The sequence below is a fragment of the Enemella dayhoffiae genome (genome assembly GCF_002250625.1).
GTDB lineage: Bacteria > Actinomycetota > Actinomycetes > Propionibacteriales > Propionibacteriaceae > Enemella > Enemella dayhoffiae.
This window is the reverse complement of record NZ_NMVQ01000001.1, coordinates 334,383-348,436: the sequence shown is the minus strand read 5'-3', so window position 1 is coordinate 348,436 and position 14,054 is coordinate 334,383. Positions and strand designations below refer to the sequence as shown.

At 71.5% G+C, this 14,054-nt stretch carries 16 protein-coding genes; 4 read left to right on the top strand and 12 right to left on the bottom strand.

The features are described from left to right. Positions 1-125: 125 nt before the first annotated feature. A complete protein-coding gene (locus CGZ93_RS01705; RefSeq protein ID WP_094362403.1) occupies positions 126-1,418 on the bottom strand; it encodes a YibE/F family protein in 1,293 nt (430 codons plus the stop codon). A 181-nt stretch (positions 1,419-1,599) separates the two neighbouring features. Here CGZ93_RS01705 and CGZ93_RS01700 point away from each other — a divergent pair, with 181 nt between their 5' ends. Continuing rightward, positions 1,600-2,325 (top strand): DUF3152 domain-containing protein, encoded by a 726-nt coding sequence (locus CGZ93_RS01700; RefSeq protein WP_176451589.1) that lies wholly within the window; start codon positions 1,600-1,602, stop codon positions 2,323-2,325. Further along, positions 2,322-3,230: a DNA-3-methyladenine glycosylase family protein gene (locus CGZ93_RS01695; RefSeq protein WP_229117123.1), complete on the top strand. Its 909-nt coding sequence runs from the start codon at positions 2,322-2,324 to the stop codon at positions 3,228-3,230. The genes CGZ93_RS01700 and CGZ93_RS01695 overlap by 4 nt, the downstream gene beginning before the upstream one ends. Positions 3,231-3,410: 180 nt before the next feature. Here the strand turns inward: CGZ93_RS01695 and CGZ93_RS01690 are convergent, their stop codons facing one another. Genes CGZ93_RS01690 through CGZ93_RS01675 form a run of 4 tightly spaced genes read right to left on the bottom strand, consistent with a single transcriptional unit; the run spans position 3,411 to position 6,990 of the window. Then, entirely contained in the window at positions 3,411-4,823 is a 1,413-nt protein-coding gene (locus CGZ93_RS01690; RefSeq protein ID WP_094362400.1) for a HAMP domain-containing sensor histidine kinase, read from the bottom strand. Further along, positions 4,820-5,518: a response regulator transcription factor gene (locus CGZ93_RS01685; protein WP_094362399.1), complete on the bottom strand. Its 699-nt coding sequence runs from the start codon at positions 5,516-5,518 to the stop codon at positions 4,820-4,822. The genes CGZ93_RS01690 and CGZ93_RS01685 overlap by 4 nt, the downstream gene beginning before the upstream one ends. 60 nt (positions 5,519-5,578) lie before the next feature. After that, positions 5,579-6,064 carry a low molecular weight protein-tyrosine-phosphatase gene (locus CGZ93_RS01680; protein WP_094362398.1) on the bottom strand — a complete coding sequence of 162 codons (486 nt, stop codon included), beginning with the start codon at positions 6,062-6,064 and terminating at the stop codon, positions 5,579-5,581. Then, entirely contained in the window at positions 6,061-6,990 is a 930-nt protein-coding gene (locus tag CGZ93_RS01675) for a cobalamin biosynthesis protein (RefSeq protein ID WP_229117122.1), read from the bottom strand. Before CGZ93_RS01675 ends, CGZ93_RS01680 begins: the two co-directional genes overlap by 4 nt. Positions 6,991-7,156: 166 nt before the next feature. Here CGZ93_RS01675 and CGZ93_RS01670 point away from each other — a divergent pair, with 166 nt between their 5' ends. Beyond that, on the top strand, positions 7,157-7,825 hold the full coding sequence (locus tag CGZ93_RS01670; RefSeq protein WP_094362397.1) for a 4a-hydroxytetrahydrobiopterin dehydratase: 669 nt from the start codon (positions 7,157-7,159) through the stop codon (positions 7,823-7,825). A gap of 12 nt (positions 7,826-7,837) precedes the next feature. On the opposite strand, the gene CGZ93_RS01665 is transcribed toward CGZ93_RS01670, so the two are convergent. The 4 genes from CGZ93_RS01665 to cobC all read right to left on the bottom strand — a co-directional run bounded on the left by CGZ93_RS01665 (position 7,838) and on the right by cobC (position 11,281). Then, complete coding sequence (locus CGZ93_RS01665; protein ID WP_229117121.1) at positions 7,838-8,365, bottom strand: bifunctional adenosylcobinamide kinase/adenosylcobinamide-phosphate guanylyltransferase; 528 nt, start codon at positions 8,363-8,365, stop codon at positions 7,838-7,840. After that, the gene (locus CGZ93_RS01660; RefSeq protein WP_094362396.1) at positions 8,362-9,126 is read right to left on the bottom strand and encodes an adenosylcobinamide-GDP ribazoletransferase; all 765 of its coding nucleotides are present in this window, start codon (positions 9,124-9,126) and stop codon (positions 8,362-8,364) included. The genes CGZ93_RS01665 and CGZ93_RS01660 overlap by 4 nt, the downstream gene beginning before the upstream one ends. Positions 9,127-9,129: 3 nt before the next feature. Further along, a complete protein-coding gene (gene cobT, locus CGZ93_RS01655) occupies positions 9,130-10,155 on the bottom strand; it encodes a nicotinate-nucleotide--dimethylbenzimidazole phosphoribosyltransferase (protein ID WP_094362395.1) in 1,026 nt (341 codons plus the stop codon). Positions 10,156-10,279: 124 nt separating this feature from the next. Next, positions 10,280-11,281: an Rv2231c family pyridoxal phosphate-dependent protein CobC gene (gene cobC / locus CGZ93_RS01650; protein ID WP_094362394.1), complete on the bottom strand. Its 1,002-nt coding sequence runs from the start codon at positions 11,279-11,281 to the stop codon at positions 10,280-10,282. A 57-nt stretch (positions 11,282-11,338) separates the two neighbouring features. Here cobC and CGZ93_RS01645 point away from each other — a divergent pair, with 57 nt between their 5' ends. Then, positions 11,339-11,587, top strand: a complete 249-nt coding sequence (locus tag CGZ93_RS01645) for a hypothetical protein (protein WP_094362393.1) — start codon at positions 11,339-11,341, stop codon at positions 11,585-11,587. On the opposite strand, the gene CGZ93_RS18675 is transcribed toward CGZ93_RS01645, so the two are convergent. The 3 genes from CGZ93_RS18675 to CGZ93_RS01635 form a co-directional block, all read right to left on the bottom strand. Next, entirely contained in the window at positions 11,584-11,748 is a 165-nt protein-coding gene (locus CGZ93_RS18675; RefSeq protein WP_176451588.1) for a hypothetical protein, read from the bottom strand. The two genes, CGZ93_RS01645 and CGZ93_RS18675, sit on opposite strands and share 4 nt — an antisense overlap. 37 nt (positions 11,749-11,785) lie before the next feature. Next, positions 11,786-12,400, bottom strand: coding sequence for a cob(I)yrinic acid a,c-diamide adenosyltransferase (gene cobO / locus CGZ93_RS01640; protein ID WP_094362392.1), 615 nt, complete (start codon positions 12,398-12,400; stop codon positions 11,786-11,788). 143 nt (positions 12,401-12,543) lie between these two features. Then, a complete protein-coding gene (locus CGZ93_RS01635) occupies positions 12,544-13,821 on the bottom strand; it encodes a M20/M25/M40 family metallo-hydrolase (protein WP_229117120.1) in 1,278 nt (425 codons plus the stop codon). Positions 13,822-14,054 lie beyond the last annotated feature (233 nt).

The following is a 14,054-nucleotide window of genomic DNA, read 5'->3' as shown; positions in this document are numbered from 1 at the left end:
GCAGTGCGTCCGTGCACCAGGTGCAGGCTGAGCCGCTGTGGGCCGAGCCGAGACCCGGCCCCGAACGGAGCGGTGGGCTGGCTGCACCCCGGAGAGGTCTCCGGCGGTGCAGGATGCTCAGGCGATCAGGACCGGTAGCGGTCCTTGTCGACCAGTTCGTCGCCCGGACCGGCGGTGGGGCCGTCGGTGGCCAGCGAGATCTCGCCGCGCGACTTCTTGGAGGCGCTCACCACGGCCACGCCGATCGCGGTGGTCAGCGGCACCGCCAGCACCAGTCCGATCGAGCCGACGACGGTCCGCATGATCTCCTGGGCGAAGGTTTCGGTCTGGATCACCTCGAACAGCGGCCGCTGATAGATGCTCAGCAGCAGCATCGTGCCGAGCGTCGCACCGGCGGTGGCGAACGCGATCGTATAGACGGTGGAGGCGATGTGGTCGCGTCCGATCCGCATCGCCCGGCGGAACAGTCGCGGCCCGTCCGGATCGGCCTCGGCCAGCTCCCAGACCGCGGAGGCCTGGGTGATCGTCACGTCGTTGAGCACGCCGAGGCCGGCCACCATGATTCCGCAGATCACCACCGAGGTGAGTTTCAGGTCCGGCGCCGCCGCCTGCAGCACGAAGTCGTCCTCGCTGGTGACCCCGGTGAAGTGGGCCCATTTGGTCGCCACGTAGCCGAGCCCGGCCGCGGCGAACAGGCCGAACAGGGTGCCCAGCAGCGCGGTTGTGGTTCTGGCGCTGAACCCGTGCGCGGTATAGAGCACCACGAACATGATCGCCGACCCGCCGACCAGGCCGACCAGGATCGGGTTCGACCCGACCACCAGCGCCGGGAACATGAACTTGACCAGGATGAACGCCGCGAACCCGAGCCCGATCAGGGACAACAGCCCTCGCAACCGGGCGACCGCGACCACCGCCAGCGCGAACAGGGCGGTGAACACCAGCATCGGCGTACTGCGCTCGAAGTCGTTGAACTGGTACTGCGCCGGCATGCCCTCCATCGGCACCCGGAACAGGCGTACCTTCTGTCCGGCCTCGGCGCCGGAGGAGAAGTCGGACGCCTTCAGGGTGACCTCGTCGATGATCTGCCCCTTCTCGGGACCGGTCAGCATCTCCACCCGGGCCTTGCCGCAGGACTGTGCGGGGCCCGTCGGGGTGGAGCCGGTGGTGCCCTCGCAGTTGATCTCGGCGACCTCGATCATCCGGCCGGTCTCGATGCTGAGGCCCTGCACCGAATAGGTGGAGATGCCCTCGGTCAGGTGGGCCTTGACGTTGGTCGGCCACATCACGATCAACGCGCCCAGGGTCCAGACCGCGATCGGGATCAGCGCGATGATCATCAGGCGCAGGGCACGTCGCTGCCGCGCCAGATCCTCCGGAGAGCGGGACGCGGGCGTGCTGGTATGGGTGTGGGACACGTTATGACCTAGTCTTTTTCAACGATGCGTGGTTCTTGGAACGGCTTCGGCGGTGGGCATGCGCCCACCTGATTCTCCGAAATCTACCCCCCGAGTAGCAAAGCGAGCCTCTTCCCGGCGCCCCCCAGCGCGCCCGAAACAGCGCTGGAAGCCCCTGCTGGCGGCGATCGTCGCGATCGGGGTGACCAGCTGGTTGCTGGTCTGGGGCGGCGCCTTTGAGGCGGGTTCGGGGAGTCAGGGTACGCCGCAGCCGGCGGCCGAGGCGACACCCGCGGCCACAGGAGGCACGCCGCCGGCCGGCGCGCCGGCCACCCCCGGGCCGCCCGCGCCCGCGCCGGCTCCCGGAGCTCCCACACCGCCGCCGGTACCGCAGCACGGGACCGGGGAGGTCCGCCTGGCCGCCTTCGCCCGACCCGCCCCGGCCGGTCAGAGGGGTCGATCGATCCGGATCCGGGTCGAGGTCGAGCAGGGCCTGGCCCTCGACCCGGAGGCGGTGGCCCGCGAGGCCGCCGACGTGCTGCAGGACCCGCGCAGCTGGACCTCCCGCGGCGAAGCGCACTTCGACTTCGTCGGGACCGGGCCCGCCGAGCTGACGCTGCGCGTGCTCACCCCGGACACCACCGACCAGCGCTGCCTGCCGCTGAAGACCCTCGGCGAGGTGTCCTGCCAGCAGGGCCAGGGGGTGAACCTCAACGCCCGCCGCTGGGTGGAGGCCGTGCCGGACTATCGCGGCGACGTCGCCGGCTATCGGAGATATCTGGTCAACCACGAGGTCGGGCACTTCCTCGGCCACCAGCACTCCGAGTGCCCCGCCCCGGGCCAGGTGGCGCCGGTGATGATGCAGCAGACCAAGGGGCTGGACGGCTGCCGCGCCAACTCGTGGCCGCAGCCCGGGCGTACGCCGTGAGTCCGCTCGAGCGGGCCCTGACCCCCCGCCCGCTGGGGCCGTTGCTGGGTCGGATGCGCCGGGGCACGGGCGATCCGACCCACCGGCGGGTCGGCGATACCTGGTGGCGGGCGGCCAACACCCCCTCTGGTCCGGTGCTGCTGGCGGTGCGCGGGACCGCGGTCGAGGTGCGCGGGTACGCCTGGGGCGCGGGGGCGGCGTGGGCGCTGGACCAGTTGCCGGAACTGCTCGGGGACGCGGACGAGGTGGGTGGGTTTCGGCCCGAGCACCCGCTGCTGGCCGAGGCCTGGCGGCGCAACCCGTGGCTGCGGGTCGGGCGTACCGGGTTGGTTGTCGAGTCGCTGGTCCCCGCGGTGATCGAGCAGAAGGTGACCGGGGCCGAAGCGTTCCGGGCGCAGCGGCTGCTGGTGCGTCGCTTCGGTACGCCGGCCCCCGGCCCCGCGCAGGAGGCGAGCGCTGCGGCGTACGGGATGTGGTGCCCGCCGACCGCCGAACAGTGGGCGGCCGTTCCCAGCTGGGCGTGGCTGAAGGCCGGGGTGGAGCAGAAACGCAGCCGGGCCGCCGTCGGCGCCGCCCGCCGCGGGCCGGCGCTGGAGCGTACCCTCGGGCGGTCGGACGCCGACTCCGCGCTCCGTTCGCTGCCCGGAATCGGTGCCTGGACCTCCGCGGAGGTACGCCAGCGTGCGCACGGCGACCCCGACGCCTGGAGCACCGGCGACTATCACGTGCCGGGGATGATCACCCTGGCGTTGGCCGGCGAGAAGCTCGACAATGACGCCGCCGAGGAACTGCTGGAGCCCTATCGGGGCCACCGCTACCGGGTGCAGCAGCTCGTCGAGCTCGCCGGCATACGCCCCGAACGCCACGGCCCAAGGCGCACCCTCCCCACCCACCTGCCGTCCTGATTTGGGCGGCTCGCGCCCGGGCGCCCAATCCCCGCTCTTCATCGCAGTCGTCGAAATCCACGCGGCTGCTCTGACGGCTGGGACTCGGTGACGCGGGATTTCTCCTGGGTGCTCTTCCAGAGGCGCCCTTACCGACGCTCACCGCCCGGGCGCGAACCGCCCTTAAGAGAACAGCGGGCGTTACACGAGTTCTTCGGCGAGGAGTTCTTCGCGGGTGGTGCGGCCGGGGAGGCGGACGGTGAACTCGGCACCGCCCTCGGCGGAGCGGGAGGCGCGGACCCAGCCGCCGTGGCGGGCGACGGTCTGGGCGACGATGGACAAGCCCAGGCCGGTACCGGGGGTGTTGCGGGCGCGGTCCGAGCGATAGAACCGGTCGAAGATGTGCGGCAGATCGTCCTCGGCGATGCCGGGGCCCTGGTCGGAGATCCGCAGCTGATCGCCCTCCAGCAGCACCCGAATCGTGCCACCGGGCGGGGAGAACTTCACCGCGTTGTCGAGCAGGTTGGTGATCGCCCGCTCCAGCGTGTCCGGTTCGCCGATCAGATAGAGCGGGTTCAGCTCCACGTCGAAGAACAGCCCCGGGCCGCGGCGGCGTACCCGCTGCAGGGCGGCGTTGACCACGTCGCGCAGGTCGACCGGCTCGCGCGCGGGGCGTACCTGGTCGCCGCGGGAGAGCTGCACCAGGTCACCGATCAGCGAGGTGAACTCGGCCAGCTGGGCGGCGATGTCGGACAGGATCTCGCGGCGGGCGCCCTCGGGCAGCATGTGCGTCTTCTCGTCGGCGACGAGCAGTTCGATGTTGGTACGCAGCGAGGTCAGCGGGGTGCGCAGCTCGTGCCCGGCGTCGGCGATCAGCCGGTTCTGCCGGGCGCGGGAGGACGCCAGCGAGTGCAACATGGTGTTGAACTGCCGGGTCAGCTCGGAGAGCTCGTCGTTGCCGTGCACCTCGATCGGGTCGAGCACGTCGGTCTGGGTGACTCGTGCGACCGCCGCAGACAACTCGCCCACCGGGCGTACCGAACTTCGCGCGATGATCGAGCCGACCATCGTCGCCAGCACCACGCCGATCGAGCCGACCACGGTCAGCACGATCCGCAGGCTGTCCAGGATCGCCAGGGTCGGCGCGAGCGGGCGACCCAGCACCAGCGCATAGCGCCCGTCGGCCTGGGGCAGCGGCACGGCCGCGATCCGGTACGCCGACCCGTCGCTGGCGGTCCCGGTGCGGGTTGAGGAGCCCTGCTGCAGGCGGGCCAGGGCCAGTTCGTCGGGGCCGAGTTCGAGGCTGACCCGCTCCCCGGGGACGCGGACGGTGGTGCCGTCGGCCTTCAGCAGGATCACCGTGACGTTCACCGCGCGCAGGGAGTCGGCGTCCATCCCGCCCATGGTCTGCAGGTCGGACCCGACGGTGTCGCCGGTGAGCTTGGCCAGGGCGGTCAGCTCATTGTCGAGCTGGTCATACAGCGAGATGCGGGCGCTGACATACCCGGCCACGCTGGTCAGGGCGACCCCCAGGAACACCGCCACGGCGGTGAGCGTGCCCACCCGGCGCTGCAGCGAAGGGGTGCCCAACCACCGGCGCAGCCGGCGGATCACGGGGCTGATTCGCGCAATACGTAACCGACGCCGCGAACCGTGTGGATCAGACGAACCTCACCGTCGGCCTCGGTCTTGCGGCGCAGATAGCCGATGTAGACCTCCAACGAGTTGGCGGTGGTCGGGAAGTCGAACCCCCACACCTCGTTGAGCAGCCAGCCCCGCTCGAGCACGCGGCGCGGGTTCTCCATGAACGTCTGCAGCAGGGCGAACTCGGTGCGGGTCAGGCTGATGTGGCGACCGGCGCGCGACACCTCGCGGGTCTGCGGGTTCATGCTCAGGTCGGAGAAGGAGAGGGTCTCGGAGCGGCCGTCGTCGTCGGGCTCGTTGCCGCTGCCGGCACGCCGGACCAGGGCCCGCAATCGCGCCAGCAACTCCTCCAGCGAGAACGGCTTGGCCATGTAGTCGTCGCCGCCGGCGTCCAGCCCGTCAACCCGGTCGCCGACGGCGTCGCGGGCGGTGAGCACCAGGATCGGCACGTCGTTGCCGGTGGAGCGCAGCATGCGGGTGGTTTCCAGGCCGTCGAGCCGCGGCATCATCACGTCCATGATCACGGCGTCGGGTCGGGTCGCGGAGAGCCGGGCCAGGGCTTCCACCCCGTCGCTGGCGGTCGTCACCTCGTAGCCGCTGTATTTCAGGGAGCGCGCCAGGGAGTCCCGGACGGCCTGGTCGTCGTCAACCACGAGGATGTGCATGGGGTCATTCTTCCATCAGTGTGCGTGATGTCGCTTGATCCACCGGGCGGAGCGAGTCGGTCAGCGGCTCGCGCGGATCCGTTCGATCTCCTCGAACACGCCCGGCATGGCCGCCTCGACGCTGGCCAGGGTGTCGTCGAACCCGTCGGCGTCGCCATACCACGGGTCGGGTACGCCTGAGCCGCGCTCGGCGTCCGGGTCGAAGTCGGTGAGCAGGCGGAGGTGGTCGGTGCGCCGGGGGTGCAGGCGCCGCATCCGGCCGGTGTGCAGGTCCTCCATCGAGATGACCAGGTCGGCGGCGTCGATCTCCTCGGCGGTGATCTGGTGGGCCCGGTGGCGGTCGGCGCGATAACCGTGGTCTTCGAGGACGCGGGTCGCGCGCGGGTCGATCGGGTTGCCGAGCTCCTCGGCGCTGACCCCGGCGGAGCTGAACTCGACCCCGGCGATGCCGTGCCGTTGGGCGTACCCCTCGGCGACGCGTTCCGCCATCGGCGAGCGGCAGATGTTGCCCCAGCAGACGAAGACGACGCGGATCGGTGTGCTCATTTCGCCAGCCTAGGGGTACGCCCCAGCAGCGCGGCGGTGGCCGCGGCGCCGAGGCTCACGATCAGCGCCAGGCGGTTGGCGCGGACGATGTCGGCGCGGGTGACCGGGGGTCCGTCGCCGAGGGTGCCGCGGTCCTCGACCTGGCCCTGATAGCTGTTGCGGCCGCCGAGGCGTACGCCAAGGGCGCCGGCGAAGGCTGCCTCGACCGGGCCGGCGTTGGGGCTCGGGTGGTGGTGGGCGTCCCGGCGTACGGCTCGGAGGGCGGCGGTCGAGGAGCCGCCGACCAGGGGAGCGGCGGCGATGGTGAGGGCCGTGCACAGCCGGGCGGGGATCCAATTGGCGAGATCGTCGAGCCGGGCGGCGGCCCAGCCGAAGTTGCGGTACCGCGGGGTGCGGTGGCCGATCATCGCGTCGAGGGTGTTCACCGCGCGATAGCCGAGGAGCCCGGGGAGGCCGGCGACCGCTCCCCAGAACAGGGGGGCGACGACGGCATCCGAGGTGTTCTCGGCGACCGACTCGACGCAGGCCCGGGCCAGTTCGTCGGCGGCCAGGTTGCTCGGGTCGCGGCCGACCAGGTTGCGGATCCGCTGCCGGGCCGCGGGCAGGTCGTCGGCCGAGAGCAGCGCATCCACCGCGGCGGCCTCTCGGCGCAGACTGCTGCCGCCCAGCACCACCCACGTGGCCGCGACGGTCACCGGAAGCCGCCAGCCGGTTCCGGTGGTCGCGCGCTGGAGGGCAGCGGCGGCGCCGGCGACGCCACCCACCAGGATCGCCTCGTGGGCGATGCCGGCGAGCTGGTCGTCCCGCCAGGTGCGTCGCTCGAGAGCCTGGGCGAGCCGCCCGAATCCGGCCACCGGATGCCCCTGGCGCGGGTCGCCGAACAGTTCATCGGCAAGCAGGCCGAGCAGCAGAGCAGGTGCGGGCACGGCGGACAGTTTAGGAGGGGGTCCTGGTCATCGCGTGCCACTCAACGGCCGAAACGCCCCGATTCGGGGGCCCTTGGAGAGTTGAGAGTCAATCCGTGACCAGCTGCCGCTGAGCCCTCGCTGGGCGGGGGTGGTGGGCGGACCGGGCACGGCCTACGGTGGGGGCATGTCCAATCCCTACGGGCCCGACCAGAAGCTCACCGACGAGCAGGCCGTCGAGGCGATGCCGAAGTGGCGGCTGCTCCAGGGCCGGATGCACCTGACCGTGAAGTTCGCCGACTTCCGGCGGGCGCTGGAGTTCGTGGAGCGGGTCGGCAACCTGGCCGAGGACCTCAACCACCATCCGGAGATCGACATCCGCTACAACAAGGTGCACCTGGCGCTGAGCAGCCACGACGTGGGCGGCATCTCCGGGCGTGACGTCGACCTCGCTTCGGCGGTGAATCCGGTGGTGAAGGTCAGCGACGGCACCGTCGACCTGACCGGGGTCACCGAGACCCAGTTGGCGATCGACGCCCAGGACATCGGCGCGATCCTGCCGTTCTGGGAGGCCGTCTACGGCTACCGGCGCACCAGTGACGACGAGTTGGTCGACCCGGCCAAGAGCGGCCCGTCGATCTGGTTCCAGCAGACCGACGAGCGCCGCGACCAGCGCAACCGGATCCACATCGACGTGATCGTGGCGGCCGATGAGGCCGAGCAGCGGGTCCGCGACACGGTGGCGGCCGGCGGCACCCTGGTCACCGACGAATATGCTCCCGCCTGGTGGGTGCTCGCCGACGCCGAGGGCAACGAGGCCTGCGTCTGCACCTGGCAGCCGCGCCCCGGAAACTGAGCCCAGCAAGGACTACAGCCGCAGCGTACGCCCCGCCACGACCAGCCAGACGTCGTCGCTGGCGGCCGCGATCGCCTGGTTGGTACGCCCCAGCCAGTCGGCGAAGATCCGCCCCGACCGGTGCTCCGACACCAGCCCCCAGCCGACCTCGTTGGTGACCGCGACCGCGTCCGACGGGTACGCCGCCCAGGCTGCTGCCAGCGCCGCGATCCGCCGCTCGATCTCCGCCTCCCAGCCGGCGGCGTCACCCCACGCGTTCACCGCGTCCAGCTGCCCGGTCAACCAGGTGCCGAGGCAGTCCAGCAGCACCGCACCCTGCAGCCCCGGCAGCAGCCCGGCCACGTCCGCACCCTCGACGGTCCGCCACTTCTCCGGCCGCCGCGCCCGGTGGGCCGCCACCCGGCGCGCCCACTCGGGATCGGCCGCCGGATCCACCGGCGGCCCCGGCGCCAGATAGACCACCGATCCGTGCTCGCCCAGCAACCGTTCGGCATGCGACGACTTGCCGGAGCGTACGCCGCCGGTGACCACGGTCTTCACAGGGCCCAGCCGATCAGCATGGTGGTCATAGCCAGCTCGATCGAGGCCCCCATCACGTCGCCGTTCACGCCGCCGAACACCCGCTTGGACCGGTTGATCAGCCACAGCACGACGACCAGCGCGGCCAGCCCGATCTGCGCCCCGCGCCAGGCCGACTCCCCGGCGTACCAGCCGAGCAGCGCGCAGCCGCCCACGATGCCGACCACGCAGACCATCGCCAGCGCCGTCGGCAACCGGCCGGCCAGCGCGTGCCCGAGATCCGATCCCGGCATCGCCGGTACATCCTGCCGGCAGCACAGCGCGAACGCCCAGCGGGACAGCACGACGGTCCCGATCACCAGCAGCCAACCGCGGGGTTCGCGCACCAACTCCCCGACCGCGACCACCTGCAGCCCGAGCGAGACCACCAGCGCCACCAGCGCCATCGGCCCGATGTCTCCGCGCTTCAACAGCTCGCGGGCACGCTCAGGGGTCCAGCCGCCGCCGAAGCCGTCGGCCACGTCGGCCAGCCCGTCGACGTGCATCGCCCGGGTCCCGGCGACCAGCAGCCCGACCACGAGCAGCCCGACGATCAGATCCGGCGCACCGAGCACCCGGCCCGCCAGGGTCGCCGCACCGGCGAGCAGCGCCAGCGGCAGCACCGCGAACGGTGCCACCATGATCATCACCCGGGCCGCCGCCGGCGAGGTGTCGAAGCGTCCGGTGGGCAGCACGGTGAGCGTGCCCACCGCCCACCACCAACCGTCCCGGAGCGCCGACACGGCTCAGCCCACCAGGTCCGAGAGCAGCGCCATCTCCCGCAGCACCCCGACCGCGGACCGCACCAGTGGCACCGCCGCCATCGCCCCGGATCCTTCGCCGAGCCGCAGCTGCAGGTCGAGCAGCGGGGTCAGCCCGAGCTTGTCCAGGGCGTACGCCTGGGCCGGCTCGGTGGAGCGGTGTCCGGCCGCGAACCAGGCCATCGATCCCGGGGCGTAGTCCTCGCAGACCACGGCGGCGGCGACCGAGATCACCCCGTCCAGCAGCACCGGGACCCGGGCGTCGGCCGCCCCGGCCAGGAAACCGACGCCGGCGGCCAGGTCGGCCGAGCCGAGCGCGGCCAGTCGGTCGATCGGGTCGGCGACCCGGGAGTCCGCGCGACCCAGCGCGGCCTCGATCACCGACGCCTTGTGCCGCCGGCCGGCCTCATCGAGCCCGGTCCCGGTGCCGGTCACCTGTTCGGCGCTCAGCCCCAGGCTGGCGGCGATCAGCGCGGCCGAGGGGGTGGTGTTGCCGATCCCCATGTCCCCGTGCACCAGCAGGTCGGCCCCGGCGGCGACCTCCTCGGCGGCGATCTCCCAGCCGGCGCGCAGCGCCTCGGCCACCTCGGCGGTGCTGAGGGCGTCCTCGACGTCGATCGAACCGCTGCTGCGGCGTACCTTGTGCTTGGTCACCTCGGGGCCGAGGTCGGACAGGTCGGCGTCCACGGCGAGGTCATAGACCCGGACGCTGGCCCCGTGCTGGCGGGCGAGCACGTTCATCGCCGCGCGGCCGGAGGTGAACGCGCGCACCATTGCCGGGGTGACCTCGGCGGGATAGGCGGAGACCCCGCGGCTGACCACGCCGTGGTCGCCGGCCAGGATCACCGCGCGGACGTTCTCGATCGGCCGCGGCGGGCACGTGCCCTGGCAGGCGGCGATCCAGGCGCCGAGCTCCTCGAGCCGGCCCAGCGCGCCGAGCGGTTTGGCCAGGGCGTCGCTGCGTTCGCGGGCCTGCTGGCGTACGGATTCATCGGGTGGCGAAACGGCCATCACGGCCTCCTTCCGGGGTTCGGCGCCCCGCTCGTGGTGGATGCACCCCGCGGCCGGGTCTGACTGTGACAGTGGCGCGACCGTGCCGGGATTGCACCGGCTTCCGAACTGCGGGAGTCCCAGCCTAGCCTCGAACGGCGGCCAGCAGGGCGTCGGTCACCGCCGGCTCGCGCACGGCGAGCCGGACAAACTCCGCCCCGAGCCCCGGGAAGGTGTCGCACCGGCGTACCGCGAATCCCTTGGTTCGCAGGGTTTCCCGCAACCCCTCCGATCCGCGGACCAGGACGAACGGGGCGTGCTGGCCGCCGACCACCTCCAGTCCGGCGCGCGTCAGCCCGTCGACGAGGTGCGCCCGGTGCTCGGCCAGGCGCACGGCGGCGGCCTCCGCCTCGGCCACCGCCGCCGGCGTCGCGGTCGCCACCATCGCCGCGATCGCCGGGGTGGACACCGACCAGTGCGGCTGCTGTTCGGCCAGCCGCGCGACCAGCTCCGGGTCGCCGACGACATAACCCGCGCGTACGCCGGCCAGCGACCAGGTCTTGGTCAGCGACCGGGCCACCAGCAACCCGGACATGCCGGGCCCGATCAGCGACTCCGGCTCGCCCGGCACCGCATCGGAGAAGGCCTCGTCGACCAGCACGACCCGGCCCGGGCGGCACAGCCCCCGCAGCGCCTCGGCCGGGTGCAGCACCCCGGTCGGATTGGTCGGGTTGCCGACGACCACCAGGTCGGCCTCCTCGGGCACCAGGCCCGGGTCGAGGGCGTACGCCGGGCCCTCCAGCAGCACCTGCCGCACCGGTACGCCGGCGACCCGCAGTGCCGCCTCCGGTTCGGTGAACTGCGGATGCACGACCGCCGCCGACCGGGTGGGAAGGCCGCGGGCGAGAAGGGTGAACGCCTCGGCCCCGCCGGCGGTCGGCAGCACCAGCTCCTCGCCCACGCCGTGCCGGGCGGCGATCGCGGCCCGCGCCGGCCGGGCGTCGGGATAGGCGCCCAGCCGCGAGATCGTGCCGGCGAGCACCTCGGCCAGCCAGTCGGGCGGGGACGGCTGCCGCACGTTGACGGCCAGGTCGATCAACCCGTCGGAGAGCTCGTCGTCGCCGTGCCAGCGCAGTCCATCGTCCACCGGTTCACCCTAGTCAGCGGTTAGCGGGCCGGGCGCGGATGGATCACACTGTCGGACGTGACTCGCCATCTGTGGCCGATCTTCGTCGTGGCCGAACTGCTGCTGGTCGCGGTCGGTGTGCTGTTCGTGATGAACATGCTGCCGATGGCCGACTATCTGCAACTCGCCTTCTGGGACCTGATCGCGGTGGTCTATCTCATCTTCGGCGCGGTGATCGTGTGGAGCGCACAACGGGCCGACCGGGGCGAGGACGACCCGTGGAAGGCGAATCCGCGGATGGAGGGGCTGAGCTGGCTGCTGCCCTAAATCACCAGCGTGGTCGGCATCGTGGCCGCCCTGCTCAGCACCCGATCCGCCAGGTCTTCCAACCAGGGCAGGGTTTCGGCCAGTCGGGCGAGGTCGGTGTTGATGCCGTCGAGGTCGTGCTGGGCGCCGTCGAGAGCGGTCCGTGCCGCGTGGAGATCCATGACTCGTTGCTAGGCGTACGCCGCAACCCCCGGCCGCTCACCACTCGATCCCGCGTTGCCCCTTCTGGCCGGTGTCGAACGGGTGTTTCACCTTTGTCATGTGGGTGACCAGGTCGGCCTGCTCGACCAGTTGCGGGTGGGCGTCGCGTCCGGTGATCACCACGTGCTGGAAGCCGGGACGATCGGCCAGCGTCCGGCACACCTCGTCGACGTCCAGCCAGCCCCACTTGATCGGGTAGGTGAACTCGTCCAGCACGTACAGCCCGTGCTGCTCGGCCGCCAGCCGCCGTTTCACCTCGGCCCAGCCCTCGGCCGCCTGCTCCTGGTGGTCGTTCTCGGTGCCCTGCTTGCGGCGCCAGGACCAGCCGGCGCCCATCACCTGCCAGTCGACGGGCCCGCCCTGGCCGGTCTCCTCGTGCACCCGGCCGAGCGTACGCAGGGCGGTCTCCTCGCCGATCCGCCACTTGCCGTTCTTGACGAACTGGAAGACCGCGATCGACCAGCCCTGGTGCCAGCCGCGCAGCGCCAGCCCGAAGGCGGCGGTCGACTTGCCCTTGCCCTCCCCGGTGTGGATGGCGAGCAGTGGGCGATTGCGCCGCTGCCGGGTGGTCAGCCCGTCGGCCGGCACCTGGTCGGGTTCGCCCTGGGCCATCGTTCTCCTTGCAGCTGGGTCTTCACCGGAAAAGGGTCGAGGCCCGCCCCTCGGGGGAGGGCGGGCCCGACCTGTGCATTTCTATCAGATGGTCACACCCATTTGTGACCGTGTCCCCGAAAATATTGACCCGTGGTCTCCCGTCAGGCGGCCACGTGGTTCGGGGCGACCTGTCGGTCGACCTTGGTCGGCTTGCCGGACTTCCCGCGGCTGGTCTTCCCGTTCACCATCGAGGTGTCGTACGCCAGGGTGCCCGTGGCGTGTCCGATCGCCTTGATGTTGATCGCGATCGCCTCGCGGTTGATGTTGCCCAGGTTGTCGGCCGGGGTGTGATAGTTCGGGTCGTAGAGAACGCCCTCGGTGCCGCCGAACTTGGCCACCTCGTCGGCGGTCTTCTTGCCGTCGGCGCCGGTGAACAGCCCCGAGGCGGGGATGCCGTTGGTGATGAAGGCGTCATAGTCGGAGCGACCCGAGAACTCGGTGTCCACCCACGGCTGCTTGATCTGGTCGAAACGATCGGTGAACAGCTTCTCCAGCGCCGCCGAGCCCTCGGGCACCTCGACCGGAGCCTCATAGGTCGACTGGTCGGCGTCGTAGACGCCGATGATGTGGTTCGGCGAACCGACCATGTCGAAGTTGAGGTAACCGGCGATGTTCTTCAGCTCGGCCGGGTTGTTCTCGACCAGGTTGTTGACGTAGTGGTCGGAGCCGAGCAGGCCGAGCTCCTCGGCGCCCCACCAGGCGAAGCGCACCTTGTTGTTCACCTTGTTGACCTTGCCGAGCTGGACCGCGGTCTCCAGGATCGCGGCGCTGCCGGAGCCGTTGTCGTTGATCCCCGGGCCGTCGCCGACGCTGTCCAGGTGTGCGCCGAGCATCACGACGTTGTCGGCGCGACCGGTCCGGGTCTCGGCCAGGATGTTGAAGGTGCGGCGGTTCTCGACCACCTTGTCCAGCACGAACCTCATCGTCACCGGACCCTGCGCCAGTTCGGCCAGCAGCGCCTGCCCGTCGGCCCGGGTGATTCCGGTGACCGGGGCGTAGTCGTTGCCGGGTGCGCCGAGGGTGCCGTTCAGGGCGCCGTCGGCGTTGTTGTAGATGATCGCGGCCGAGGCGCCGGCGGCCTTGGCAACCTTCGCCTTCTCTGCGAACGCGCAGACACCGCGGCTGACCAGCGCGATCTTGCCGGTGGCCTGGACGCCGGCCCAGTCGGCGGCGGTGCAGCCGGTGGCAACCGCCGGAGCGACCAGCTCACCGGTCACTCCGGCCGGGCCGGTGCTCGGTGAATAGCTCATCGGGTGGTGCTCCACCGCCCGGGCGGTCGGCGAGAGCTCGTTCAGCGAGGTCGCGTTGACGTGCTCGTAGACGAAGTCGAAGTATTGCCGCTGGGTCTGATAGCCGGCCGCGGCCAGGGTTTTCTCCACATACTGCCGGAGGCCTCATAGCCGGCGGTTCCGGCGCCCCGGTTGCCACCGTTGGCGTCGGCGATCTTCTGGAACTGGCTCAGGTGCTGCATCACGGCCTCGGCGCTGACGGCCTTGGCGAGCTTGTCCCCGGAGTTGGGGTTCCCGGCGTACGCCGGTGCGGCGGCCAGGCTGGTCACGGTGAGCGTTGCGGCCACGATCGTGGCAGCACGACGTTGCAGTTTCATTGATTG

Excerpts from the sequence above, each read along its gene's own strand:
- CGZ93_RS01685 (WP_094362399.1), bottom strand. The coding sequence starts at position 5,518 with ATGCACATCCTCGTGGTTGACGACGACCAGGCCGTCCGGGACTCCCTG.
- CGZ93_RS01680 (WP_094362398.1), bottom strand. The coding sequence starts at position 6,064 with ATGAGCACACCGATCCGCGTCGTCTTCGTCTGCTGGGGCAACATCTGC.
- CGZ93_RS01670 (WP_094362397.1), top strand. The coding sequence starts at position 7,157 with ATGTCCAATCCCTACGGGCCCGACCAGAAGCTCACCGACGAGCAGGCC.
- cobT (WP_094362395.1), bottom strand. The coding sequence starts at position 10,155 with ATGGCCGTTTCGCCACCCGATGAATCCGTACGCCAGCAGGCCCGCGAA.
- CGZ93_RS18675 (WP_176451588.1), bottom strand. The coding sequence starts at position 11,748 with ATGGATCTCCACGCGGCACGGACCGCTCTCGACGGCGCCCAGCACGAC.
- cobO (WP_094362392.1), bottom strand. The coding sequence starts at position 12,400 with ATGGCCCAGGGCGAACCCGACCAGGTGCCGGCCGACGGGCTGACCACC.